At 31.2% G+C, this 25357-nt stretch carries 32 protein-coding genes and 1 tRNA gene; 14 read left to right on the forward strand and 19 right to left on the reverse strand.

The genetic code is table 11. The features are described 5' to 3' along the window. Positions 1 to 210: 210 nt before the first annotated feature. The gene (locus K9L97_04760) at positions 211 to 621 is read left to right on the forward strand and encodes a hypothetical protein (protein MCF7872317.1); all 411 of its coding nucleotides are present in this window, start codon (positions 211 to 213) and stop codon (positions 619 to 621) included. Positions 622 to 656: 35 nt separating this feature from the next. Here the strand turns inward: K9L97_04760 and K9L97_04765 are convergent, their stop codons facing one another. After that, complete coding sequence (locus tag K9L97_04765; GenBank protein MCF7872318.1) at positions 657 to 1196, reverse strand: KH domain-containing protein; 540 nt, start codon at positions 1194 to 1196, stop codon at positions 657 to 659. 141 nt (positions 1197 to 1337) lie between these two features. Beyond that, entirely contained in the window at positions 1338 to 2084 is a 747-nt protein-coding gene (locus tag K9L97_04770) for a serine protein kinase RIO (protein MCF7872319.1), read from the reverse strand. A 158-nt stretch (positions 2085 to 2242) separates the two neighbouring features. Here K9L97_04770 and K9L97_04775 point away from each other — a divergent pair, with 158 nt between their 5' ends. The 7 genes from K9L97_04775 (at position 2243) to K9L97_04805 (ending at position 8573) form a co-directional block, all read left to right on the forward strand. After that, a complete protein-coding gene (locus tag K9L97_04775) occupies positions 2243 to 3028 on the forward strand; it encodes a PHP domain-containing protein (GenBank protein ID MCF7872320.1) in 786 nt (261 codons plus the stop codon). Further along, positions 3025 to 3525 (forward strand): CDP-alcohol phosphatidyltransferase family protein, encoded by a 501-nt coding sequence (locus K9L97_04780; GenBank protein MCF7872321.1) that lies wholly within the window; start codon positions 3025 to 3027, stop codon positions 3523 to 3525. Before K9L97_04775 ends, K9L97_04780 begins: the two co-directional genes overlap by 4 nt. Before the next feature lie 2 nt (positions 3526 to 3527). Further along, positions 3528 to 4049, forward strand: coding sequence for a CDP-archaeol synthase (locus tag K9L97_04785; protein ID MCF7872322.1), 522 nt, complete (start codon positions 3528 to 3530; stop codon positions 4047 to 4049). A 76-nt stretch (positions 4050 to 4125) separates the two neighbouring features. Next, complete coding sequence (locus K9L97_04790) at positions 4126 to 5004, forward strand: glycosyltransferase family 2 protein (protein MCF7872323.1); 879 nt, start codon at positions 4126 to 4128, stop codon at positions 5002 to 5004. A gap of 162 nt (positions 5005 to 5166) precedes the next feature. Then, positions 5167 to 6540, forward strand: coding sequence for a DEAD/DEAH box helicase (locus K9L97_04795; protein ID MCF7872324.1), 1374 nt, complete (start codon positions 5167 to 5169; stop codon positions 6538 to 6540). Positions 6541 to 6621: 81 nt separating this feature from the next. Next, on the forward strand, positions 6622 to 8028 hold the full coding sequence (locus K9L97_04800; GenBank protein ID MCF7872325.1) for a glycine--tRNA ligase: 1407 nt from the start codon (positions 6622 to 6624) through the stop codon (positions 8026 to 8028). 101 nt (positions 8029 to 8129) lie between these two features. Beyond that, the gene (locus K9L97_04805; protein ID MCF7872326.1) at positions 8130 to 8573 is read left to right on the forward strand and encodes a hypothetical protein; all 444 of its coding nucleotides are present in this window, start codon (positions 8130 to 8132) and stop codon (positions 8571 to 8573) included. A gap of 56 nt (positions 8574 to 8629) precedes the next feature. On the opposite strand, the gene K9L97_04810 is transcribed toward K9L97_04805, so the two are convergent. Beyond that, on the reverse strand, positions 8630 to 9619 hold the full coding sequence (locus tag K9L97_04810; GenBank protein MCF7872327.1) for an Lrp/AsnC family transcriptional regulator: 990 nt from the start codon (positions 9617 to 9619) through the stop codon (positions 8630 to 8632). A gap of 97 nt (positions 9620 to 9716) precedes the next feature. On the opposite strand from K9L97_04810, the gene K9L97_04815 reads away from it, so the two are divergent. From K9L97_04815 to K9L97_04830, 4 genes are read left to right on the forward strand one after another with little or no spacing between them, the layout of a single operon-like run. Beyond that, on the forward strand, positions 9717 to 11735 hold the full coding sequence (locus tag K9L97_04815; protein ID MCF7872328.1) for a radical SAM protein: 2019 nt from the start codon (positions 9717 to 9719) through the stop codon (positions 11733 to 11735). Next, entirely contained in the window at positions 11732 to 12193 is a 462-nt protein-coding gene (locus K9L97_04820) for a hypothetical protein (protein ID MCF7872329.1), read from the forward strand. Before K9L97_04815 ends, K9L97_04820 begins: the two co-directional genes overlap by 4 nt. Further along, on the forward strand, positions 12186 to 12482 hold the full coding sequence (locus K9L97_04825; GenBank protein MCF7872330.1) for a hypothetical protein: 297 nt from the start codon (positions 12186 to 12188) through the stop codon (positions 12480 to 12482). Before K9L97_04820 ends, K9L97_04825 begins: the two co-directional genes overlap by 8 nt. Further along, complete coding sequence (locus K9L97_04830; GenBank protein MCF7872331.1) at positions 12445 to 12735, forward strand: hypothetical protein; 291 nt, start codon at positions 12445 to 12447, stop codon at positions 12733 to 12735. The genes K9L97_04825 and K9L97_04830 overlap by 38 nt, the downstream gene beginning before the upstream one ends. 63 nt (positions 12736 to 12798) lie before the next feature. Here the strand turns inward: K9L97_04830 and K9L97_04835 are convergent, their stop codons facing one another. From K9L97_04835 to K9L97_04865, 7 genes are all read right to left on the reverse strand, one after another. Next, positions 12799 to 13683, reverse strand: coding sequence for a transaldolase (locus K9L97_04835; protein ID MCF7872332.1), 885 nt, complete (start codon positions 13681 to 13683; stop codon positions 12799 to 12801). 203 nt (positions 13684 to 13886) lie between these two features. Then, entirely contained in the window at positions 13887 to 14879 is a 993-nt protein-coding gene (locus tag K9L97_04840) for a glucokinase (protein MCF7872333.1), read from the reverse strand. A 1-nt stretch (position 14880) separates the two neighbouring features. Then, a complete protein-coding gene (locus K9L97_04845) occupies positions 14881 to 15888 on the reverse strand; it encodes a transketolase family protein (protein MCF7872334.1) in 1008 nt (335 codons plus the stop codon). 13 nt (positions 15889 to 15901) lie between these two features. Then, entirely contained in the window at positions 15902 to 16363 is a 462-nt protein-coding gene (locus tag K9L97_04850; GenBank protein ID MCF7872335.1) for a hypothetical protein, read from the reverse strand. Next, positions 16345 to 16908 (reverse strand): helix-turn-helix domain-containing protein, encoded by a 564-nt coding sequence (locus tag K9L97_04855; protein ID MCF7872336.1) that lies wholly within the window; start codon positions 16906 to 16908, stop codon positions 16345 to 16347. Before K9L97_04855 ends, K9L97_04850 begins: the two co-directional genes overlap by 19 nt. 57 nt (positions 16909 to 16965) lie before the next feature. Then, a complete protein-coding gene (locus tag K9L97_04860) occupies positions 16966 to 17991 on the reverse strand; it encodes an alpha/beta hydrolase (GenBank protein ID MCF7872337.1) in 1026 nt (341 codons plus the stop codon). Next, positions 17988 to 18830, reverse strand: a complete 843-nt coding sequence (locus K9L97_04865) for a transketolase (GenBank protein MCF7872338.1) — start codon at positions 18828 to 18830, stop codon at positions 17988 to 17990. The genes K9L97_04860 and K9L97_04865 overlap by 4 nt, the downstream gene beginning before the upstream one ends. Positions 18831 to 18931: 101 nt before the next feature. Between K9L97_04865 and K9L97_04870 the strand changes: the two genes are divergently transcribed. Next, positions 18932 to 19201, forward strand: coding sequence for a hypothetical protein (locus K9L97_04870; protein ID MCF7872339.1), 270 nt, complete (start codon positions 18932 to 18934; stop codon positions 19199 to 19201). A gap of 16 nt (positions 19202 to 19217) precedes the next feature. Here the strand turns inward: K9L97_04870 and K9L97_04875 are convergent, their stop codons facing one another. The 9 genes from K9L97_04875 to K9L97_04915 all read right to left on the reverse strand — a co-directional run bounded on the left by K9L97_04875 (position 19218) and on the right by K9L97_04915 (position 24868). Beyond that, positions 19218 to 19853: a hypothetical protein gene (locus K9L97_04875; protein ID MCF7872340.1), complete on the reverse strand. Its 636-nt coding sequence runs from the start codon at positions 19851 to 19853 to the stop codon at positions 19218 to 19220. Positions 19854 to 20083: 230 nt separating this feature from the next. Continuing rightward, positions 20084 to 20157: transfer RNA gene (locus K9L97_04880), tRNA-Phe, on the reverse strand. 94 nt (positions 20158 to 20251) lie between these two features. Further along, complete coding sequence (locus K9L97_04885) at positions 20252 to 20437, reverse strand: hypothetical protein (GenBank protein ID MCF7872341.1); 186 nt, start codon at positions 20435 to 20437, stop codon at positions 20252 to 20254. A 184-nt stretch (positions 20438 to 20621) separates the two neighbouring features. Further along, the gene (gene corA, locus K9L97_04890) at positions 20622 to 21677 is read right to left on the reverse strand and encodes a magnesium/cobalt transporter CorA (GenBank protein MCF7872342.1); all 1056 of its coding nucleotides are present in this window, start codon (positions 21675 to 21677) and stop codon (positions 20622 to 20624) included. A gap of 84 nt (positions 21678 to 21761) precedes the next feature. Continuing rightward, positions 21762 to 22400: a DUF308 domain-containing protein gene (locus K9L97_04895; GenBank protein MCF7872343.1), complete on the reverse strand. Its 639-nt coding sequence runs from the start codon at positions 22398 to 22400 to the stop codon at positions 21762 to 21764. A 24-nt stretch (positions 22401 to 22424) separates the two neighbouring features. Continuing rightward, the gene (locus K9L97_04900; protein ID MCF7872344.1) at positions 22425 to 23495 is read right to left on the reverse strand and encodes a tRNA pseudouridine(13) synthase TruD; all 1071 of its coding nucleotides are present in this window, start codon (positions 23493 to 23495) and stop codon (positions 22425 to 22427) included. A gap of 33 nt (positions 23496 to 23528) precedes the next feature. Beyond that, on the reverse strand, positions 23529 to 23876 hold the full coding sequence (locus K9L97_04905; protein MCF7872345.1) for a winged helix-turn-helix transcriptional regulator: 348 nt from the start codon (positions 23874 to 23876) through the stop codon (positions 23529 to 23531). A 92-nt stretch (positions 23877 to 23968) separates the two neighbouring features. Continuing rightward, complete coding sequence (gene trxA / locus K9L97_04910) at positions 23969 to 24292, reverse strand: thioredoxin (GenBank protein MCF7872346.1); 324 nt, start codon at positions 24290 to 24292, stop codon at positions 23969 to 23971. A gap of 213 nt (positions 24293 to 24505) precedes the next feature. Beyond that, positions 24506 to 24868, reverse strand: coding sequence for a hypothetical protein (locus tag K9L97_04915; protein ID MCF7872347.1), 363 nt, complete (start codon positions 24866 to 24868; stop codon positions 24506 to 24508). A 188-nt stretch (positions 24869 to 25056) separates the two neighbouring features. Here K9L97_04915 and K9L97_04920 point away from each other — a divergent pair. Beyond that, the coding region (locus K9L97_04920) for a hypothetical protein (GenBank protein ID MCF7872348.1) at positions 25057 to 25357 on the forward strand (301 nt) is incomplete at its 3' end.

Raw genomic sequence — 25357 nt, forward strand, 5'->3', positions numbered from 1 at the left:
AAGGCCACACATGGCTCTTAGATTTAATGTTCTGGAAACACCAGAACAAGCCTTTCAACGAAAGTTGAAAGCGGAGGTTTAATAAATGATAAAACGAAAAAAGGTATCGAAGGGAAATACTTACAGGATAACACAGAAAGCTTTGCTTTCAAAACCTTTAAAAACAAGGTTTCCTATTTGTTCTTATTATAATTAAAAAAGAGGTATTGTATGGTTGATGATAGGCTTCTTAGTTATGTGAAGGATCAGAAGAGTAAAGGAGTTCATCCAGGTCAGTTAAAGTTTAAATTAGAACAGGTGGGTTGGTCAAGAGATGATGTTGAGCGTGTTGTTCATGAAGTTTATAGTACTAAAAAGTTGATTAAGGGTGTTTTTTTGTTTATTTTTGTTCTTTTTGTTTTTTTGATTGCTTTAATATATATTTTAAGCAGGAGCACTATAATTGAAGAAGGAACTTTGGTTGACATGAAGCAATCTTGTTATAATATTACTAATGATTTGGAAAAGGACTCTTGTTATTATGGGCTTGTAAATACTGGGTTTGACTGCGATTCTTTAGAAAATGATGTTGAAAGAACTTTTTGTTTTAGGGCTTTGGATGATTTTGTTATAAGCAATTGATTTTATGAGATGCATTCAGAGTTCTATTTGTTGGTTTACCAATCTTTAATCTGTTTTTCTTTCATCTTTTTTCTGTTTTTTTCAAGCCACTTGTAAACATTTGCATGCGGGCTTCCTGCAATTAATGATTCTATTGCTTTTTTGGCAGTCATCACACCTGTACTTTCACCTATTATGCTTATGGTTTTGCCATATACTACAATAAATGTTTCGGTCAGAGATTCTATTGTTTCTCTGGCTTTTCCTGCCGCGCCTATTAATCTGCCTTTGACTCTTGGTAAGTGATCTTTGCTTCGTATATAGTCTAGTAGTGGCAGTATTTCTAGTACGTAGTCTTGTTTTAATAGTAATCTTGCTATTTCAGGGTTGAATCCTCTTCCTATTGCTTTTATTACTTCTTTTAGTGCGTACATGTTTATTGAATCGCTACCTTTTATTAGTACGTCGCCCTCTTTACTGTCTATTTCTAATGTTGTTTTTGTGTATTCTTCTAGTTCTTTTTTTGTTTCACCATTTGAACCTATAAGTACTGCGATTCTTTCTTTGGGTATTTTTAGAGCGTAGTTAAATTCCATTTTTACTAGTAATTTGTGTTCTTTTTTAAAGGTTGTTAGATGTCAATGCATTTTGTGTAATTTGTTTGTTTTTAAAGGTGTGTTTCTTTTAATCTGAATTTGGGAGGATGATTAGATAAACTCTATATGTTTTGTTTCTCTTCAGGTTTGATTTTGTGTGTCTGTTGTTAAATCATCATATTTTTTCAGTATTTTTTCTTTTGTTTTTTCTATGTTTATTTTTAGCGTGCGTTTAAATGCGTTTAAAACGTTGTTTAGGTCTCTTTCGAGTAATTCTTTTGCGTTTTGTGTTTTTATGGGTGTAGCTTGGCTGAAGTCTATAAATATAGGTTCTTCGTTGTAGTTTAGTATGTTGAAATCAGATAAGTCTCCATGTACTAGTCCTGCTTCTAGCAACATTTCCATGTTTTTAAGTATTTTTTTTAAGAATTCTTTTGGGTTTTCAGGTTCTTTATTTTTTAATTGTGGGGATGGTTCCTCGTCTCCTATTAGTTCCATTATTATTATGTTTTCTTTGAAGTGTATCGGTTTTGGCACTTTTATTTTTTCTCTTGCAAGCATTAAATTTCTGTATTCTCTTTGTACCCAATTAAATATTATTTTTCTTTTTTGATTTTCAAGCCCTGTAAATCGCGGGTCTTGGTTTATATAGGAGTACATTTTGTTGAAATTGCAATTTTCTAATCTGTATATTTTTACTATTACATGTTCGTTTTGATTCGTGGTTGCTAAGAATATATTTGCTTCTTTTCCTAAAGCTATTGGTTGTATTAGTTCTTTGAAGTATCCTTGTGTTGACAGGTTGAATATGAGGCGCTCTGTAAATTGATCGAATACGTTTTTGTATATTTTCCATTCTTCTCTTCCTTTTCTGGATTTTCTAACCATTTTTTATTTAGAATGCATTATTTATTTAAAAATGATTTGAACTTGAGATGTTTGAGACTAGCAACTTTTTTTTGTTGTGTTAGTTGTTTAATGTAATAAACATGTTTTAAGATGTTTTTTTCTAAATATTTATAAAAATATGGTTATTTTGTTTTTTTATGGTTGTTAAAAGGAGTTTTCCTGATATTGACTCTCTTATAAGGAGGGGTTTTGTTTGTGTTGATATGCATGTTCATACGCATCATTCGCTTGATTGTTCTACTAAAGTTGAAGATATCAAAAAACTTTGTAGTAAAAAAGGTTTTTTTGTTGCTATAACAGACCATAACTCTATCAATGGAGTCTTGGAAGCTAAAAAAATTAATATGGCTTTTGTTCCTGGTATTGAAGTGACTTCTCTTGAAGGTGCGCATGTACTTTTTTATTTTAGTAGAATTTCAGATTTAAAGAAATTTTTTGATAATGAAATTAAGCATTGTTTGATTAATCCTATGAGGACTAGCATCTCTAATTTCCGTCTGTTTGAGATCTCAAAGAAGTATGATTGTATTGTTAGCGCAGCTCATCCTTTCGGTTCTGGTAATTGCGGATTGTATAAACTAAAAAAACATTTTGATCCTGTTTTTGTTGAAGGAATTAATGCTTCTATTTCTGCTGAAAAGAATTCTGGGGCCTTGAATTTATCTGATAAAAAATTTACTGCGGGTTCAGATGCACATATTATTGACTATGTCGGTCGTTCTTTGACTTGTATTAAAAGTGATTCTTTGAAGGATTTTTTGTTTAATTTACAAAATGATGATTTTTTGATTATAGGTGTCGAGATTGGTTTTCTTTTGAAGCTTAAAGTTAATTTTTTTAAAGAATTATCTTTATGGAAAAGTATGAAAACCAAAGATTTAATAAAAAATCGCTTAAAACAAGTTGGATTGATGATAAAATGAAGTTAAGTGCCGCAGATTACATGACATTATCAAGGATTCCTCTAGCTATTGTTTTCTTCTTTTTTTTAGATAATGTTTGGGTTGCTTTTGGTTTGTTATTGCTTATTATTTTAACGGATGTTCTTGATGGATTTATTGCAAGAAAGATGAATGCTGTAAGTAAATTAGGTGGTTCTTTGGATCCTTTGGCTGATAAATTTTTTATTGTCGGCACATTTTTGGTTTATGCCATTCTTGGGCAAATAAGTCCTTTGGTGTTTTTTCTTTTGATTGTAAGAGATATCTATAGTGTGTCTGAAATGATTTTTATTCATTTTACGAATGCTAAGGTTGCACATAAAGCAGGTGTTTTTGGTAAAATCACAACCACTTTACAATTTGTACTTATAGGTGTTTTAATTCTTAATTTGAATTTTGTTTTTCCTTTAGTTTTGCTCATTTTAATTTCTTCTCTTTTAACAATTTATGATTATTTGAAGAAGAGGTGGTTTTCTTGATTATGGAAGAAGCTGTTAAAGTTGCTTATTTGTTGATTCCTGCTTATTTTGCTAATATGTCTCCTGTTTTTTTTAAAAATGTTAATTTTTTGAATTTTCCCGTTGACTTAGGAAAAAAACTCAATGGTAAACCTATTTTTGGAAAAAATAAAAGTGTTAGAGGTATTTTTTTTGCGAGTATTGTTGGTATTGTTGTTGCTTTCATACAGTATTTGTTGAATTTTGAAAGTTTGCACTTGGTAGATTATAGTTATTTCTACATAATCGGGTTTCTTCTTGGATTTGGAGCATTATTAGGCGATTTAGTTGAGAGTTTTTTTAAGAGAAGGTTGAATTTAAAACCTGGCAGTCCATTTATACCTTTTGATCAGATAGATTATTTGTTAGGGGGCGCTGTTTTAATAAGTATTTTTTATTCTGTTCCCTTCTTTCCTCTTATTGTTGTTTTGGTTTTTGCAATACCCATTCATATCGTGGTTAACTTTATTTCTTATAAATTAAAGTTAAGAGATACAGCGATTTAATTCTTAGGTTGTGTCTTTTAATATTTATGAATGATTTACCTTAAAATATATAAATAGTGTTATATTTTTTTTAATTATGTTATCTGGTAAAAAAATTGCGGTAATTATTGTTAATTATAATGGAAAGAAATACTTAAAAGAGTGTTTAGACTCGTTGCGAATTCAAACTTATAAGTATTATGGTATTATTTTAGTGGATAATGGCAGTGTTGATGGGAGTGTAAATTTTATAAAAAAATATTATCCTGAAGTAATCCTCATGCTTAATAAAAAAAATGAAGGATTTTCTAAAGCTAATAATGTTGCTTTAAAATATTGTTTAAATAACGGGTTTGATTATTTTGTTTTGTTAAATCAAGATACTGTCGTTCAATCAAATTTTCTTTCTGAGGGAATAAATATGTTAAATAACTATGCAGATATTTGTTGTCCTAAGATTCTATATTATGATAGCAAAAAGATATGGTATGCAGGTTCTCCTGTTTTTGATAATTTCTCTGATTTTTTAAAAAAAAATATATTGTCTGTTATAGTAGATAAAAATGTCGGAAAAGATGACGGTCCTGAATTTAATGAAAAAAAAGAGGTGGGGTTTGCTTCGGGTTGCGCTTTTTTTTTAAGAAAAGATATTTTAGAGAATATTGGATTTTTAGATGAAAACTTTTTTTTTAATTGGGAAACCAGGGATTATAGCAAACGAGCGAGAGATAAAGGTTACAGAGTTATGTATTTTCCAGAAACTGTCGTTTTACATAACACTAAGCCTATTAAAGATTCTAAAGAAGTTATTAAAAAATTCTTTTTTTCAAAAACTGGTTATTGGATGGTATCCGGGTTACTTAAATATATGAAAAAACATTTCGGGTTGTCTAGAACCGTGTTATACGTTCTTAAGGCGCCTATTGAAATTCCTTTGACTTTATTTGTATATTTAAAAAAAATTAAGAAAAGATAAACTGTGATTGTTCTTCAAACCATTCATTTTATAAAGAACTGTGTTTTTCTATGTTTTAGTTTAATTTGTGCTTATCAGAAAAAGCATACAGTTTTTGGAGTGATGACTCTCTGACTTTTGTCTTTTTCTTGCAAAATTAATTTAATAAACAGAGTGATAACAATGAATGAATTTAAAGAATTAGGAGTTATAGATCCTATTTTAAAATCTATAGAGGAACTTGGTTTTAATGAGCCTAGTGATATTCAAAGAAAGAGTATTCCTTTTATTATGGAAGGTAAAGATGTCATTGCAGGTAGTGCTACAGGTTCTGGAAAGACTTTGGCTTTTGCTTCTGGAATTATTGCGCATTGTGAAAATAAGAAGATGATTCAAAGTCTTATTTTGACACCTACAAGGGAGTTGGCTGAGCAGGTTAAAGATTCGATAAAAAATTTTTCTAAGTATAAGAAATTGAAAATTTGTGTTGTTTACGGAGGAGTTTCTATAAATCCACAGATTGAAAGTTTGAAGAGAGCTGATGTTGTTGTTGGTACGCCTGGAAGGGTTTTGGATCATATTGAAAGACAAACTATTGATTTATCTCATGTTAAGATAATGGTTTTGGATGAAGCAGATCGTATGCTTGATATGGGGTTTATTGATGATGTTAATAGAATTGTTAGTCATTGTCCTAAGGATAGACAAACTTTGCTTTATAGTGCAACGATCAGTCAGGATATAGAGCAGATTTCTAAGAGGCTTTTAAGAAATCCTGTTAAGATTACTGTTAGTAATCAGGTCGATCCTTCTAAATTAAAGCAAGTTTATTATGATATTAGTTCAAAGATGAAGTTTCCTTTATTAGTTCATTTGGTGAAAAAAGAGAATCCTGGTCTTGTCATGATTTTTTGTAATTCTAGGCAGAATGTTGATTTTGTTGCGAAGAATTTGAAAAATAATAAGATTAATGCTATTGCTATTCATGGTGGTTTTTCGCAAGATAAGAGGAACAAAACTTTAGAGAAATTTCATTCAAGTGAGGTTTGTGCAATGGTTTGTACAGATGTTGCGGCTCGTGGTTTGGATATTCCTAATGTGTCTCATGTATATAATTATGATATTCCTAAGGATCCAAAGCAGTACGTTCATAGAATTGGTAGGACTGCAAGGGCGGGGAAGGAAGGAATAGCTATTAATATTTTGGCTCCGTCTGATCATGAAAATTTTGGCAGGGTACAACATGAATATACTTTGGATATTCATAAAGAAGAAAGACCTGAGAGAATGGATCATGTTGATATTATAAGAGTTGTTAATTCTGATAGGCCTTTTCATGCAACACGTGGTCCTCAGAATAGTGGTTCAAGAGGCTTTAGTGGTAGAAAATCTGGTGGTCAAGGGTTTGGTTCTAGATTAAATGATGGAGATTCTTCGTCTAGTGGAAGATTTAGGAGTTCGCCTGGAGGATCAGGCAGTAGATTTGGCGGCAGATCTGGTCGTAGACCTAATAATAGAAGCACTTATTCTAATAGACGCGGTTCTAAAAAGAATTAGTTTTCATTATTTTTTTTCTTTTGTGTGTTTTTATCATTTTTTTCAATAGATTTATTAATATTATTTGATTTTTTGATTAGTATGGTATTAAATATTGATGATATGGCTGCTTTTTGTAAGAAAAAAGGTTTGATTTATCCTAGTGGTGAAATTTATGGTGGATTAGCAGGTTTTTTTGATTATGGCCCTTATGGTTCTGAAATGAAATTAAATATTAAAAATTCTTGGTGGAAGTATCATGTGAGGGATAGGTCTGATATTGTCGGTATTGATGGATCTATTATTACTAATCCTTCTGTTTGGAAGGCTTCTGGTCATGTTGATAAGTTTGTTGATTATGGTGTGGTTAATAAAAAGACTAAGGAAAAATTTAAAGTTGATGCTCACGAATTGAAAAATTATGAGAATAATTCTGATTACGCCATTAAAGGCAAAATAAACCCTATGTTTGTTACTAATGTGGGTCCTATGGTTGACGATTCTGTGGAAGTTTTTCTCAGGCCCGAGACTGCCCAGCTTATTTTTACTAATTTTAAATTAACTACGGAGAATGCTCGTCTTAAATTGCCGTTTGGTATTGCGCAGATGGGAAGAGCTTTTAGAAATGAGATATCTCCGAGGAATTTTATATTTAGGTGCAGGGAGTTTGAGCAATTAGAAATTGAATATTTTGTTCATCCTGTTGATAAAAATTGTCCTTTTTTTAAGGATTTTAAGGATTTTAAATTTAATGTTTGTTCTATTTCTCATCAGAAAAAAGACGTGGATTTAGAACTTATGACTGCTAGTCAAGCTGTTGAGAAAGGTTTGATGCAAGAATGGCATGCTTATTGGCTTGCTTTTGAGCTTAATTGGTTTAAATCTCTTGGTTGTTCTATGGATAATTTTAGAGTCAGACAGCATGCTAAAGATGAATTAGCTCATTATAGTAGTGATTGTTGGGATTTGGAATATAATTTTCCTTTTGGCTGGAAAGAACTTGAAGGCATTGCTGATAGGGGGGATTATGATTTAAGTAGACATATTGAGTTTAGTAAAACGGATCTTTCTTTGTTTGATGAAGAACAAAAAAAGAAAATAATTCCCCATGTGGTTGCTGAGCCAAGTCTCGGAGTCGATAGAGCGTTTCTTGTTTTTTTATATGAAGCATACAACGACGATAAAAAAAGAGGCAATGTTGTTTTGAAATTACATCCTAAAATTGCGCCTATTCAAGTAGCAGTCATGCCTTTAGTAAAAAATAAGGAACTTGTAAGAAACAAAGCAGCGGAGGTTTTTAACCAGGTAAAAGAAAATTTTAACGCTTTTTATGATGAATCTGGAAGCATAGGAAGAAGGTATGCGAGGATGGATGAGATTGGCACTCCTTACTGTGTGACTATTGATTTTGATACTTTAGAAGATGGCTGTGTTACTGTTAGAAATAGGGATAATACTGAGCAAAAGCGTGTTAAGATTGTAGATTTGAATAAAGAATTGTTCTTTTGAATATTTTTTTGTCTTTCATTTTCGTTTTTTAAACAAAATAAGATATATTTATATATAAAAAGTTTCTACGTAAGAGTGGAAAACATATTTGGAGGGTTATTATGAAGAAGATTTTAATTGTTATCACGGTTATAGCTTTATTAGTTTTTTCTGCTTGTGGCATCGAACAAGAAAATGAGGATTCTGCAGACGATTCAATTTATGAAGCGAATCAAGATTTACAAGGAGAGATTGGTGATGTGGTTGAATTTACAGTTATAATTCAAGATGGTATTGTAGATCCTGAGACTATCAATGTGGGAGTTGGTGATTTTGTCAGGCTCGATATTGTTTATGTTGGTGATAAAGAAGATTTAAATGATAGGAATAAGAGGGATGATTTTGCGTTCACTATTCCTGGTATTGAAGTTGAAGAAATCAGTTATGAGAACGGTATGATTTTCTATGAGTTTGTCGCTAACAAAGCAGGAGTATATGATTTAGTTTGCACAAATGGTTGTGTCCCTGGAATGACTAGCTTGGATTTACGTATCGTTGTAGAATGATTTTTATTGTCGCGTGCTAGCAAGAGGAGTTTAATATGTCTTCTTTAGTGGAGGCATCATTTTATTTTTTTGTAACAACCAGGATAGAAATCAAGCTTGTATTCTTTGCTTATTATTACGAATTCTGTGTTTAGGATTATATCTGAAAAGTTTGCTTTTATTTCTGTTATTATATTGTTAAATTCTTCGTAACCTGTTGTTTCCATGTCTAGTTCCACATCCCAAGGCGCAAGAACTCTTTGGGGCCATATTGCTTGTTTTATGTTATGTATGTGATTCATGAATTCGTTTAGTTTTTTTGTCGTTATGTTTGTTACATAGAATATTGCTTTGAAAAATATTTTTCCTAGTTTTTTTGGATCTAATGTGACTTTGTATCCTAATATTATTTTTTTCTTTTCTAATTCTTTTATTCTGTAGCGTATTATTCTTGGTGTTGTTTTTATTATTTTTGCAATTTGTACAACTGATAATCTCGCATTGTTCGCTATTATTTTTAGTATTTCTTTATCTACTTCATCGAGAGTTTTTGTTTTTTCAGCTATTTTGTATTCTATATATTTCTTTTGTTCATTTGTATTTTCTTTTAGATATTCTCGTGTTGCGTGTGAGATTTGCAAGGTTGTTATTGTGGCTTTTTCCTGAATGTATTGCGAGTATTTATTTATTACTATTTGTATTTCTTCATCGAATTCGTTTACATCTCTGACCCAATAATTTGCTATTAAATCCCATCTTCCAGAACATATAATTACCCATTCTGTTTTTTTATGTTTGTAAAAATATTGTGCTATTTCTTCTTGTTTCTCTTTTGTTGCACCTCTTAGTCTTAAGTAGAGTTTATACTTTCTCATTCCCACTTTGAACATATCTATTAATGTTGAGTATCTTAATATGATTCCTTTTTCTTCCAGTCTTTTAATTCTGTATTGAACTACTTCTTTACTTAATTTGACTTTTTTTCCTATTTGAGAATTACTTTGTCTTGCGTTTATGTCAAGTTCATATAATATTTTGGTGTCTTTCTTATCCAATTTATAAGTCATGAATCACTATATTGACATATTCTATTTAAATATTGTTATATTGATAAAAATCTTATCAAATAAATTAATATACTTGTAACCACTACTAAATAATAAAATGTTTGAAAAAAATATTGATTCGTTGCTTGATGTATTGTTGATATTTACGCCGCCGTATGTTTATACTGAGTTTCAACCAGGTATTGCAGCAATAAATGGTTATGCAAAATGTGCTGGATTGAAAACAAAAATAATTGATGCAAATATTGATGGTTTAGAATATGTTCTTTCTCATTCAAATAAAGATGAAACTTTAAATGATTTTAATAAATCAAGATTGAATTGGGCAATATCAAGGCTGACTGATAAAAGATATTATTTAACAAATAATTTTGAAACATTTAAACTTGCAAAAGACATGATAGAAAAACTTTCATTACAAACATCTAAAAAAAATGCAGAAGAATTTCAGCTCAGAAGAAACACTGTGGCATATATACCTATGTATGATGCTCAGTCAAGAAAAGGAATCATTGAAGCACTTAATAATGAAAAAGAAAATTTATTCTATGATTATTTTTCTAAAAAATTAATTCCTGAGTTAAATGAATTAAAGAAACAAACAAATTTTAAGGTCGTTGGAATTGCAATAACTGATAGAAAACAAACAATACCTGGCTTCTTGATTTCTAAATTAATAAAAGAAAATGTTTCTGATGTTAAAACAGTTTTAGGTGGAAATTACATAAGCAGAAATCGTGAAATCTTCAGTAAAGATGATGAATTAAATAGACAATTATTTAGATATGTTGATTTTATGCAGATACTTGAAGCAGATAAAAGTTTTTCTCAATTAGTAAAAGAAATAATTTCAGAATCACAGATAACTTCAGAAAAAACTATTTGGTTGAAGAATAATAAAATCAAGTTTAACCCCTCGTCTGAATACATAAATATTGACGAAATGCCTGCACCTGATTTTGAAGGTTTAAAAGCATGGGTTCCCGAACCTGTTATTTCATATAATTTTCAAAGAGGCTGTAATTATGGTAAATGTGGTTTCTGCGGTTTAATGGATGGATATGACACTTTTTCAAATAGATCACAAAAAAACCCTTCTATTTTTCAGCCAAGACATAAAAAATATGAGTTAATATTAAATGATTTCAAAAAATTCAAAGAAAAAGGATACAAGTACATAAATTTGACAGACGAAACTTTTTTTGCAAGAGACCAAAAGATCATATCTGACCTAATACTAGAAAATAAATTAAATTTTGCATGGACGTCCTATGATCGCGTAGAGGATTCATTTTTAGATGACGATCTTATTAAAATTATATCTGCCGGAGGTTCGTCGTTTAAGCAGTTTGGTGTAGAATCTGCATCTGTAAATTCTCTTAACAGCATGGATAAAGGAGCAGATAATGTTAACGTATATAAGATATTGAAGAATACGCACGAGGCAGGTATTATGAATCATGTATTTCTTTTAATAGGATATCCTGGAGAAACAATTCAAGAGGCCTTAACACTTTTTCCGTTCTTAGAAAAAACAAAAGATTATATTTTTACAGTAAAACCTACATGGTATAAATTATCAAGAGGTTCTCCTGACTCTTTTAAACCAGAAATTAAAGGAATAAAAAGACTGTATACTGAAGGGGACTTAGCTCCTAATCTTCATTTTGAGACGACAAAAGGTATGAGTAAAGGAGCAGCCCAAGCAGTAAATGATTTGCTTCAAGGTTGGATAAATAGATATCACGTAATAAATTATGTTGCAGGAACCTATTGTTACAGTCAAAGATTTTTTGCTGGTTATGAGGAAATTCTTAAAACTGTTGATAAAATAAATTCAGGATTTATAAAAAGACCAGACCCTTTTAATCCCCATGCTTCTTTGTCAAACAGAGAGAAAAGAGCATTAAGTTATGTTTGGAGGGAACTTGTTGGCTCTGAATTTTCAAAGATAAGCAAAAAATATGATGCTGGAAACAGAAATTCTCAACTTATGAAAGCTTATGAATTGCACAGGGAACAAAATCTGATTGCAAAGAACTATCCAAATGGATTCTCCTCAATAAATGATCTGATAAACATATCTAAAAAGATAATAAAATGTGACAAAAAATGAAATCAAAACTTTTGAAATATTCAGGCTTGGCAAGTTTATTTATAGGGGGCTTAATTTTTTTAGGGACTTTAGAATATCAATCTTCAATTCGTAACGAGAGAGATTCGAAGTATCCTGTTTATAGAGTTGTTCATGAAAAAATATATCCGCGTTTGTACGTTTTAGAGCAGAAAATGAAAGAATTTTATGATCCCTCAAAACCGTTCATGTCCCAACAAGAATTATCTGATTTGACCGAGCAACAAACTCAACTGAAAGCTAACCTAGATTCTCTTGTTGTAAGACCTGATTATTTATCTGCAAAAAAATTAGTGGACAAGTCGCTGAAAGGAAATTTTTATGGTTTGATAGGTTTGTCTCTTGTACTATACGGATATTTAGGAATTCTTTATGACTATCAAAACAAACCTGCTAATTCTGATAAGGTTAATTTAAAAAAAGATGATAAAAATGAATAAACAATCAAATACGAAGAAAAAACAGAATAAGTCTTTATCAAGACAGGTTTATAGACATTTGTTGTTGTCTGTTGTTGGTAGTGCGATTTGTGTTGGAACAATGGCTTCATTAGCAGGTTTGACTAAACAGTGGTATAAAAAGAATGTTTGGCCAGAGGTACAGAGAAAGATAGTTAATTATGATTTTGATTACGGGTTCTTAGTAGACACTATAAGAAACAGTGATGGGGAAATAAAGAGAATGCGTTATCTTGTTCGGGGCAAACTCACATTTAACAACTACTGTTGAGGATGTTTGGGGAGATCAGTTCTATGATTTGAACATAGGTTTGAATACAAAAAATGGACCAATATTCTTGAAAAAACCTTGTGGTGCCAAGGCAAGAGGAGAAGATTCCTCAGACAGATTAGAATTTTATCTTCGTGATAAAATGGATTCAGTATCGGTTAGTATCGATGTTAAAGTCGCATACACTGGTAAAACTTTGGATGTGTTGGATGTCCTCATAGATGGAAAAAGCGTTTTGAATGAACTTTACTAAAAATAATCTTATGGATAAATATTATAAGATATAAAGCGGAGGTGTTTTGTGTGTTCTTTATAACTATTTCCTGCGCGAGCTTTTTCTCTTAGAAATTTTATTATTTACTTGTTTTTTTTCTTTTTCAAACCCGTTCATTAATTCCATGTATTCTATTACTATGTCTTTGGTGAATTTTTGCATTCCTTCATATGTTTTATAGTGTTTTACTAAGTCTTGTATGACTTTTAATGGTAATGTCGCTATGTCTGCTCCTGCAAGTGCAGCTTCTCTTGTTTGCCTTGCATTTCTTATGCTTGCGGCTAGTATTTCGGTGTTTAAATCGTGCATATCGATGATGTCTATGCATTGTTCAACTAGGTCTATTCCTGATACTATTCCATTATCATCGAGAATTTTTCCTTTTTCTAGTCCTTCCATTGGGAAATAATTGCTTTTTTCATATTTTATTCTGTTCAGATCTCTTATTTCATCATCAACTCTTCCAACAAAAGGAGATATGTATTTTGCTCCTGCTTTTGCTGCCATTAAGGCTTGTTCTGGTGTGAATATCAGTGTTGCGTTTATTGGTATTTTTTGTTTGCTTAATTTTGTTATTACTTTTAAACCGTCCATTTGTCTGTCATCTGTATCTGTAAATGATGTGTTTATTGGAATTTTTATAACAACGTTTTTTGCTATTGGATTGAATATAGCGTATAGTTTTTTTGCTTGATGAAGCATTCTATCATATGTTGTTTCTGTAACTTCAAGGCTTACAGGAGTTCCTTTTGCTACTCTTAGAATTTCTGTGATGTATTCTTTCATATCTATTTTTTCTCCTCGAGAAACTCTGGTGTCTACTGCTTTTTTGATCAGGGAAGGATTTGTTGTTATTCCGTCAATTATTCCGTATGAATATGCTTCCTTTATTTCGTCTAAATCCGCTGAATCGAGAAAGATTTTCATGCTGTTTTGCCTCCTATATGTCTCTTTTCTGTGTAGTTTATTAAAAAGAAGTTATTAATAAATGTTGTGCTTTTGTAAATGTTACAAATTGTTTTTGGAAAAATTCTCAGGATATTTCACAATTATTGCGCGTTACCAAAGGAGGTTTAATATAATTAAATGCTTTGCTTTTATCATGTTTTGTCTTGTATAATGTTGTTCGTTTATTTTTGTATTAATGCGTATGCTGCGCCTAGCAGACTTGTTTCTTTTTGTTTCATTATGTGTATTGGTATTCCTTTTAGTATTTCTTGTCCGGTTTCTAGATTTTCTAGTTCTTTGAAGAATTCTTTATCTATGATTTCAGGGTTTCTTGTTGTTATTCCGCCTGCTAGGTATATGCCTCCCAGGGGTAATGTTTCTAGTGCGTAGTTTTTTACGGCTCTTGCGTATAGTTTTGTAAATATTTTGTATGTCTCTTTGCATGTTTTGTCTTGTTCTTTGTATTGGCTTATGAGAAATATTTTATGTTTTGTTTTGTCTATTTCTTTTGTGTATTTGGTTTCTTTATTTTTATTTTTTAGTTTTGTGTATTCATATATGTGTTCTATGCCTTTTCCTGATATTAGGTCTTCGTATTGTAATTGTTTTTTTCCTTTTATGTATTTTTTCAGTTCGAGTTCTTCTTCATTTCTTATTGGAAATTCTGAGTGTCCTCCTTCTCCTGCTATTGGTTCGTAGTATGTTCCGTTGTGTTTTAGTATTGCTTTTCCAAGGCCTGTTCCTGGTCCTATTACTGCAATATTTTTTGTTTCGTTTTTTACTTCTTTGTAGAGGTTTATTGCGTATCCTAGTGCTTCGAAGTCATTTAGAAGTATAACTTTTTTTATTCCTTGTATTCTTTCTATCGGTTTTTTATGTATTGTTTTGTTTAAGTGGATTATTTTTATTTTTTCTTGTTGGTTGGGTCCTGCTGCTGCAATTGCTATTTGTTCTATTTTTATTTGTAAATTTTTTTCTGTGTATTGTAGTATTTGTTTTATTAGGTTTTCAAAGTTTTTTATGTCTTTGCTCCATAGATGCCCTGCGTAGCATAGTTGTGGTGTTTTGTTTTCTAGTCCTATTATGCCTATTTGTGTTGTTGTTCCTCCTATGTCTAGGCAGAGTATGTGTTCTTTGTACTGTTTTTGTGTGTGCTTTTCTAGTGTTAGGTCCATTTTATTTTCTCATCTTCATTATATTTTTTATTTCTTTTATTATGTGTTTACGTGTTAGTTTATGTTTTTCATAGAGTTGTTCTGCTGTTCCTGATTCTCCAAAGGAATCTTTTATTCCGAGTCTTTTCACAGGCAAAGGATAATGTTCTGATAACAGCTCACAAACTGCGCTTCCCATTCCTCCGTTGATTTGATGATCTTCTAGCGTTATTATTCTTCCTGTTTTTTTAGCACTTTTTATTATTGTTTTTTTATCCAGTGGTTTTATTGTGTGTAAGTTTATTATTTCGACAGAAATTTTTTCTGTTTTCTGTTTTTTGCGACTGGAATTATTCTCTCCGCTTTCAGATAGTTCTTGCGCTGCTTTTATTGCTTCGTATAATATTGGTCCGCATCCTATTATTGTTATGTCTTTTCCTTTCTTTAGGATTTGTGCTTTTCCTATTTTGAATTCTGTTTTGTCAGTTGTTATTGTTGGTGCATCTTGTCTTGTCAGTCTTAGATATGTTGGCTTTGGATTTTTTGCTAGTTCTATTGTTGCTTTCTTTGCCTGTTCGAAGTCACAAGGAACAATTACTTGCATATTTGGTATTGCTCTCATCATAGCGATGTCTTCTAGCATCTGATGTGTTGCTCCGTCTTCTCCTACGCCAAGCCCTGAGTGTGTACTTGCAATTATTACTGGTTGATCATTATAAGCTATCGTTGTTTTTATCTGTTCCCAGTTTCTTCCTGGGCTGAATGCTGCAAAGCTTGTTGCAAATGGTATTTTTCCTGCGGCTGCAAGTCCTGATGCAACTGTTACCAGGTTTTGTTCTGCTACTCCGCATTCTATGAATCTATTAGGATATGTATGAAGGAATTCTCCTATGCCTGTGCTTCCAGCAAGGTCAGCTGTTAATGCCCATACTGAGGCGTTTCTTTTTGCTGCTTCTAAGAGGCCTGCTCCAAATCCCTTTCTAGTGGAGTTTTTTTCAGGTTCTGTTAATAGTTTTGGATTTAGTTTCATTTTGATTTATTTATTATATTTGTTTTCTGATGTTGTTGATTTCTTCAAGGGTTATGTTGTTTATTTTTTCCTTGATTTTTAATATTTGTGTTAGTAGCTTATCATATTCTATTTTTACTTCTTTATTTTTTAGGTAATATTGGTTGTCTATTCTTAATTCTTTATCTTGTTCGAGTTCTTTTGAGAATCCTTTAGGCAAGATTTTTTCTTTTTCAAGTATTTTTGCAAGTTCTATTGTACATTCATGTATTTCTGATTTTATTCCTAGTTTCATGAGCATAGCGTAGGTTGCAAAATATTCTGCGTAGTATTTTGTTGTTGCTTGCCACATTCTTGATTTTTTAGTTGAGTCTTTAAGTACTGTTAGCGTTTCTTCTGATGCTTGCATGTATTCTTTTGCAAGGGTTTCATTAGTTTTCATTAGTTTTATTCCTTTTTTCTGTTTTTTACACCAGCTTATTCCCAGTATAACCACCTCAGTGTTTCTTCTGTTTTGTTTATTATTATGTGTTTTTTTCTTATTTCTTCTTTAAGTGTTTTTGTAACTCTTTCTTTTTCTGTGTTTATTATGTGTGTTTTTTTATTTATTTTTTCAGAGAGTTCTGAAAAGTCTTTTCTGTTTATTTTTCCTGTTATTAATATGTCTATATCGTTATTTTTTTTATTTTCTTCTGCTGTAGAACCGAAAATAATTGTGTTGTTATTTGAATATTTTTCTTTAATTAATGTATGTATTTCTCTTAAAATAAGATTTTTTTCTATTTTTTCTATTAATTTATTTTTTTCTGTTATTGTCAGATAATCTATGCTGAGTGGATTGTCTAATTTTAGTTTGTAGTTTGTCTGTCTGCCTTTTATCGTTTTTATTAGAATTCCTCTTTTTTCTAATTCATTTAGATGTTGTCTTGTTGTGGGGTGTGGTTGTTTTAGTTGTCTAGATATTTCTGCTAAGTGCAATTCTTCATTTGGTTGTTCTAAGAAGGGTTCTAAAACAGACAAGATCGTTATTTTTTTAACCACATTGTTATATTTATAACAATTATTATTTAAATGTTTCTTTTTTTGTTTTAATACAGTTCATAGTTCTTCAATTTCTTTTATTTGTTTTTCTATTACTTTGTCGTTTTCATCGAATTTGAATTTTGCTTTGATTTTTTTACCTTCTATGAAAAGTGGCAGCCAGTGTTTGTCATCAGGCCACATTTCATCATATGGTATCTCGTTTATATTGAACCATTTTGGTTTCATTTCTTCTGTTTCTTTGGGAGTTCCTTCGTAGTTTGTTATTTCATATACGTGGACTTCAAGCATTTTTTCTTCTTTTGGTAAGTCGAATTCTATGATTCCTTTTTGTTCCAGTTCTATATTTTCTATTTCTGATTCTTCTTGTATTTCTCTTTTAGCAGCTTCTTCTACAGTTTCTTCATCCTGGACTTTTCCTCCGTAACCATTCCATCTTCCTGCTCCAAACCCTCTTTTTTTCATTGCAAGAAGTATTTTATAATTTTTTTGTGCAAAGCATAGTGTCATCTGCTTGGTCTTTATTAGTTTGTATCGTATGAGTTTTAGAAGATATTCAAATTCTGTGTATCCTGCTTCTGTATTGAAGTGTCCTCCTTTTTCTTTTAGGATGAATTCTCCGTCTAATTTTTCTGATAATTCTTTTCCGAGTTTCCAAGGGACGTATGGATCGTCTTGTGCATTAATGAGATAAAAATTTGAACAGTTTTGTTTTATTTTTTTCCATTCAAAGTTGTGTTCCATGAATGTCTTGTTTATTTTGTCAAATTCTTTATTTCCAAGAAGAGCTATGAATCCTGATATGAAGAAACATGCCTTTACTGGTTTTGCAAGTTCTAATTCTTCTAGTATTGTAAGTATGAATGCAGGTCCCATGCTATGTCCTATGAACACAGTATCTTCATTTATTTCTTTTTTGTATTTCTCAAATTCTTTCTTCCAGTTTTTTAGTGTTTGTCCTTCTGGTGTTGGTAGTTTTGGAACAAATACGCTGTGTCCTTGCTTTTCAAGTTCTTTTTTCAGCCATGGAAACCAGTTTTCGTTAGGGCTTCCGTATGCTCCGTGTATTATGAAGTATTTCATTTTAGTTTTTCATATTCTCCTTTAAGTTGTAGTATTGCTTCGTGCGTTTCGTGGTGGTCTGGTGCTTTGCCGTGCCATTTGTTCGTGTTTTGCATGAATGTCACGCCTTTTCCTGGAATGGTGTTTGCTATTATTAGGGATGGTTTTCCTTTGAAGTGTGTTGCTTTGTTTAGTGCTTTTTCTATTTCCTGAAAGTTATGTCCGTTTATTTCTTGTACGTGCCATCCGAAGCTTTCATAGTTTTTTTTGATGTTTCCAAGTGGCATTATTTCATCTGTGAATCCATCTATTTGTATGTGGTTTTTGTCCATTATTTGTATTAAGTTGTCTAGTTTGTATTTTGCTGTTAGCATTGCTGCTTCCCATGTGTTTCCTTCGTCATGTTCTCCGTCGCTTGTTAGAACTATAACTTTGTTGTTTTTATTGTCGTGTTTTAATGCTAGTGCGATACCTGCTCCTTGACTTAGTCCGCTGCCTAATGGTCCGCTGCTTGTTTCTAGTCCAGGGAGTTCTGTTCTGTGCGGGTGTCCTTGTAGTTGCGAGTCTAGTTTTCTTAGAGTTAGGAGTTCTTTTGTTTTAAAGAATCCTTTATGCGCTAGTGTTGCGTATAGTGCAGGGCATATGTGTCCGTTGCTTAGTATTAGGTAATCTCTTTTTGGACTATTTGGTTCATCAGGGTATGTTTTGAGAAATTTGAAGTATAAATAAGTCAGTATGTCTGTCATGCTAAGGCTTCCTGCAGGGTGCCCTGATTCTGCGTGGTATATCATTCTTATTATGTCTTGTCTTATCAGGTTTGCTTTCTTTTTTAGTTTGAGTTGTTCTTTTTTGCTTAGCATGTCTTTTTTTCTTTTTTTCTTATTAATAAACATTGTGATGTGTCGTTTACTACTCCAGAATAAAAATATTTATATATTGTGTTTGGTTTTTGATTTCTAAAATGGATGAAGAAAGAATTCTTATTGCAAAAAAGGAAAATTCTTTTGTGGTATTTGATGGTTTTTCTGGTCATTTTACTGAAAGTAATTATTCTTCATTGAAAGATATTGTAAATGAATATTGTTCAACTTCTGAAAATAAAATTAAGTTTATTGAAAAAGTTTATTCGACAAAGTTAGAAACCGATCCAAATTATTGGCAGGTGTTTGATCCGTTAGAAGATTCTGAATTTAATCAATTATTGGACTTAGCTAATAATTATAAGGATTAAGTGTTTTAACTATAAATTATATGTTTTTGAGTTCTTCTAGTGTTTTTTTCGGATCTTTTGCGTTTGATATGTAGCTTCCTGTGTTTAGTATTTCTGCTCCTGCACTTCTTAGTTTTTTTGCTGTTTGTTTGTTTACTCCGCCGTCTATTTGTATTTGTATTTTTTGGTTTAGTTTTTTTATTTCTTTTATTTTTGTGTAGGTGTTTTTGAGAAGTTTTTGTTTTTCTTTTCCTGGTTTTACTCCCATTATTAGCATTTTGTTTATTTCAGGTATTATTTCTTTTATTTGAGTAGTCTTTGTTTCTGGGTTTATTGCTAGTATTGCGTGCATTCCTTTTTTATGTATTTCTTTTATGAATTCTTTGATTTTTTTTGTGTTTTTTATTGTTTCATAGTGGAATATTATTCTTCCTACAAATTTTGAATCGAGTATTTTTAGGTATTTTTCTGGGTTTTTTGTCATTAGGTGTGCTTCTATTGTTTTTCCTGTGTGTATGAAATTTGGTAGGTCTTTTGGTTGTATTGATTTGGTTTTTACAAATTTTCCGTCCATTATGTCTATTTGTAGTTCTTTGGTTATCTTGGATAATTTTTTGTATCTTTCTTCGAATTCTTTTTTGTTTTTTGAGAATATTGTGGGGATTATTTTCATTTTAATTTTGATTAAATGAAGACTCGAATGCTTTGTTTTTGTTAGTTTTCAATTTTCGTCCTCTTTTTATTGTTGGATTTGTTGTTTTGGTTATATAATTATTTTGGTTTGTGGAGGTTTGAAAGGTTTTTTTGGAGAGAAAGAAGAGGAACTTTTGGAGTTTTCACGTAAGATAATATGAGTTTTTTTTATTGATATTTGTTGTTCTTTTAGAGTACTTTTAGAGTAAATGGGACCTCTGGGATTTGAACCCAGGACTTCCACGTCTTCAGCGTGGCGCTCTCCCAGTCTGAGCTAAGGTCCCTCTGGGTATTTAGAACAAGAAGTTTATTTATAAAGGTTTTGGGGGTGTTTTGTTTTTTTTGAAACTTCGAGGTCTTGTTTTTTACTGTTTTTGTTTAAGATGCTTCTTCAAAGCATTTTATTCTTATTGTTTCTGTTGTTTCTTTTGGGCTTTTGTCGGGTATCCAGAATGGTTCTTTTTCTGGTCTGATTTTTTCGCATAGGTCTTTTGTTATCGTTTCGTTTTGTATGTGTTTGATGGAAAATATTGACCCGTAACAAAATGCTTGTTTGTATGGCATTTCAGCACATAAGTTTTGTGCTTCTTGATATTGTCCTTTTAAATATAGTTGTTCGGCTTCAGCGAATATTCTTTGTGTTTTTTGTATTTTAATGTATTCTATTAAGGAAAATATTGTTGCAATTAGAAGGATTGTTATAGCTATTGTGCCTATAATTTTTTTTTATTTCTTTTTTTGTTCAATTTTATATCCATTTCTTTTTTTTGAAGTAAATTAGCATTCCGCTTCCTATGCTTATAAATATTATCCAGACATATAGGTATCCGTATTTCCATTGGAGTTCTGGTAAGTATTGGAAGTTCATGCCGTATACTCCTGCTAGGAATGTTAGTGGTATGAATATTGCTGCAAATATTGTTAAAACTTTCATGACTTCGTTCATTTTGTTGCTTATGCTGCTCATGTATAGGTCGGTCATGCTGCTGGTCATGTCTCTGTATGTTTCTACTGTATCTATTGCTTGTATTGAGTGGTCGTATAGATCTTTTAGGTAGGGTTCTAGTTCTTTGCTTATTAGTTTACTTGTTTGTCTTTGTAGTGATCCTATTAGTTCTCTCACAGGCCACACTGCTTTTCTTAGCAGTATTAGATTTTTTTTGTCGTTGTTTAATTTATGTTGTTCTGTTATGGTTGGGTTTTCTATTAGTTTTATTTCTGTTTCTTCAAGTTCTTCTCCGAATTCTTCTAGTAGTGAATAGTATGAGTCTATTATTGAGTCTATTAGGATGTATGCTAGATAATCTGCTTTTTTGTTTCTTACTCTTCCTTTGTTTTGTCTTATTCGTTCTCTTATTGTGTCAAATACGTCGCCTTTTCTTTCTTGTAGGGATATTACGTAATTTTTTCCTAGTATTATTGATATTTGTTCCATGTTTAGTTTGTGGGTTTCTTTGTTGTATTCGGGCATTTTCATTACTATGTATATGTGTTTTTCGAATTGTTCTATTTTTGGTCTTTGATTTGTGTTTAGTATGTCTTCTTGTATTAGGGGGTTTATTGTGAATTCTTTTCCTATTTTTTCTATTATTTCAGGGTCGTGTATTCCTGTTATGTTTATCCAGCTTACTTTGTCTTTTGCTATTTTTTTGGATAGTTGTTGTTTTTGTATTTTTTTTTCTGAGAATTGTTTTTTGTTGTATTGTATTATTTCTATGTTTATTTTTTCTTCTGTGTGTTCTCCTGTGTATATTAGTGTTCCAGGTGGTAGTCCTTTATCTTTTTTTCTTCTTTTTTTGAGAATTTTTGGAAATTTGTAGTTCAAAATTTGCCCCGTGTTTTTTGTTGTTAAAACGTTTTTATTAAAAAAATAAAAAAAGTTTAGGGTTTATATTTTGTTCCCTAGTAGTTTTAGTTCAAAGCTGAATAATAGTAGTCCTGCTCCGAATATTATTGTGTATATTCCTAGTAGGTACATTATTACTAAGTTTGAAAATATTGGCACAAACAGTAGTAGCATTCCAAATATCATGCTTAGTATTCCGCCTAGGGTCATTAAGTATTTGTTGTCTAAATGTTTGTGCAATGTTGCTCCTTGTACTACTTCTAATAATCCTATTACCAGTGCTACTGTTGCTACTGTGTATCCTACTGTGTTTATTGGCATGAATTTAAACCATGCGGGTTGTACTAGTACGTATAATCCTATTAGTATTCCTAATATTCCTCGGAATAGACTAATGCCCCATTCCTCGTGTTCTTTTGGGCTTTTTAGGATTGGTATTGTCAACAGTATTCCTTCTACTAGTAGGAATGTTCCTATTAGTGCTAAGAATGTTTCCATTAGCATTCCTGCGTCTGCTACTAAGTATATTCCTAGTATTATCGCGATTAGGGATCTTAGTAAATTTGGGTACCAGTTTCCGTGTAGTGCTTTCTTTGCGGGGTGTGTTTGTGGTTTTGGTGTTTCTTTTTTTACAACCCTTTTGGATTTAGAATTTTTCTTAACAGTTTTCTTTTTAGCCATATTATCGCCTCTTTTTTTGGGTAATTATTGTTTTTTTAGGTTTTTAGTATTTAAATTTAATTGTTTTTTTGGCAGTATTAGGTGTTTTATGATTATTGTGGCGTAGCTTCCTTTGCCAATTGTGAATTCTGTTGTTATTTTAAATAGTGGGTTTTTGTCGTTTTGTGTGTTTATTTCGTCTTTTTTTGGTTTGTTTATTTTTAGGTCTTGCAGGTCTATGTATGTTTTCCTTGTTGTTCCTTCAGTTGTAAGTTCTGGAATTTCTTTTATTATGAAGTCTCTTTCTGTTATTTTTTCTTCTTCCATTATTTTATTTAGTATTTTTTTGGTTTTTTCGTTTTGTGTTTCTGTTCCAAAGCCTATTAATGGCGTGGTATCTGGTATTTTTTCTTTTTTGTATGTTTTTAGAATTATGTTTGTTGTGTGGTTCCATAGTTTGCTTTGGTATGAGTGTATGTAGAGTTTGAGTATTTTTTTCGGGATTGTTCTTATTGCATTTATGTAGTCATTTTTGTTTTCTTTTAGGTATTCTTTTAGTTTTTCTCCGTATTGATGGTCGTTTTTTAGCAGTTCGTATGTTTTTTTGTATTCTTTTTTTATGAGTAGTTTTCCTATTTCTGCGTTGTTTTTTTGGAATCTTTGTTCGTCAAAGTAATTTGGGATTTGCTTGTTTTGTTTTGGAGTTTGTGTTGTTTTTTGGTTTAGTTCTAGGATTTTTTCTGCCGTGTTTTTTTCTAGGTTTCTGATTGTTATTTTGAATTTGTTTCCTTTTAAGTTTCCTAGGGATAGTGGTTGGTTTGTGCATCCTTGGAATTCTAGGTGTATGTCTTTTAGTTTTAGGTTTTGTATTGTTTCTTTTGGTTTGTTTTTTATTGTGATGTATTGTTCTGTTATTGCGTTTTTGTCTTTTGTTCCTGCATAACTAATGAATTTCCTTTCTAGATTTAGTGTTTTGCATATTTGTTGTATTGCATCTTCTGTGTTGTAGTTTTTTTTGGTGAGTTTCCAGACTTGGTAGTTTCCTTCTTTTAGCCATGTTCTGTCCGGTATTTCAAAGACTTGGAAGTCTTCTGGTGTTTGTTTTAGTTTGTGCATTTGTCTTAGAAATTATATTTGTTTTATATGGTTTTACCATTTTTCTAGTGCGTGATCCACAGTTTTGACCCAGTTGTTTACTATTTCTTTTATTTTTTTGGTGAGTTCTTTTTTATTTTTTATTTGGTAGGTGTATGTGTATCCTCCGCCTGTTAGGTTTTCTTGTGCTCTATTTAGTATTTGTTTTTCGTGGAGTGTTTTGACGCATCTTTGTATTGTGCTTAGGTTTAGTTTGAGTTCTTTTGCTAGTTGTGTTGTTGTGGTCCATTCCTCTTCGTTTTTTAGTAAGTGATTCATTAGTTTGTAGTCTGCTTTTGTTAGTCCTAGGGAGCATTTTATTATCTCGTTTAGGTCAAATCTTTTGCATGCAAAATCTATCATTTTAGTTAATCACTTTTGTTTAAGACGGTTTCATGATTTTTACGAGTTATCATGAAATGGTCTTTTTTTATTTTTGTTGTTCTTTTGGTATATTAATTTTTTGCTAGTGTTTCGTCTATTTTTTGTTTTAATGCTTCTTTTTGGTTAAATCCGACGATTCTGTTTATTTCTTCTGTTCCTTTTATGATTGATAAGCTAGGTATTCCTCTTATGTTGAATTGTCCTGCTAGTTCTGGTTGGTCTTCTGTGTCTAGTTTTAGGAATTTTAGTTTTCCTTCATATTCTTTGCTTAATTCTTCAAATACTGGGCTCATCATTTTGCATGGTCCGCACCAGTCTGCGTAGAAATCTATTATTACTGGTGTGTTTGCTTTTAGGACTTCTTGTTCAAAGTTTTCTTTTGTTAATTTTTTCATTATAATTACCTCCATTTTATTACGGTACTGTTAGAAAATGGAGGTTTGTATTTAAATGATGTGGAGTGCTGTTTTGTTTATTGGTTTTGTTGCAGTACTCATCATTAGTGTGTTTGTAAATCTAGTTTATTTTTTTGTTAAATTTCATAATTTTATATTTGTTTCTTTTTTTTGAATACTTATTAAAAAAGTTTTTTTGGAAGATAAGAAGGATTATTCGTTTATTGGTATGTTTTCTTTTAAGGATATGTTTTTTAGTATTGGGGTTGCTTCTTGTTCAAAGTTTTCTTGGTTTTTTGTTAGGTGTTTTGGTAAAAATCCGAATATTTCTTTGAATTGTTTAATTTGCTCATTTATTTCGTAGAAGTATGCAGGTGTTTTTGTGCTTATTAATAATCCTATGGTTGTTTGGTATTTTAGGGCTTGTCTTATTAATTCTCTAGTATCTTCTTCTTGATCTTGTGTTGCTTCTTTTAAATCTATGTCGATGGTTTTTATTTCTCTTTGTTTTATTGATTTTAAGATTTTTTTATTTTGTTCTGTGTTTTTTCCAAAAATGTTTTGTTTTTTTTCCATATTTGTTGGCATTTTTTTCTGTTATTTAATTTTTTTGTTGTATACTAAATGTTCATTCATTTTTGTTGTGTGTTGTATTTTGTTAAAGTGTTGTGTGCGACAAAATATTGTCTTTTAAGTCATAGTCACTTTCAAGTGGTACAAAATCGTAAAGTATTTAAAGGCTCTTGTATAAACTAACAAACATTATGGGGAAAAAGAGTTTCTTTAGGAAAGGCCTTGAAAAAGTAATCTTGACAGCATCCGGATTGTTGTTGTTAAACAGCATAAATACTGCTCAGACTACTAATTTAACGTTTTCAGGCGAAGTAAAAACCAAAACAGAGCTAGAAAGACCTTTGCAAGTGCCTATAAACATAGAACAATTAGTTAGCGGTTCATGGCAATCAAGAACTAATACGATGAGCAACGAACAAGGACAATACGAAATAAGTACTATTGTAACAGGCATGAAAGAACACCAAGCATTAGCGCCTATGAACTACATAA

This window comes from Candidatus Woesearchaeota archaeon (assembly GCA_021735165.1).
Taxonomy (GTDB): domain Archaea; phylum Nanobdellota; class Nanobdellia; order Woesearchaeales; family 21-14-0-10-32-9; genus JAIPET01.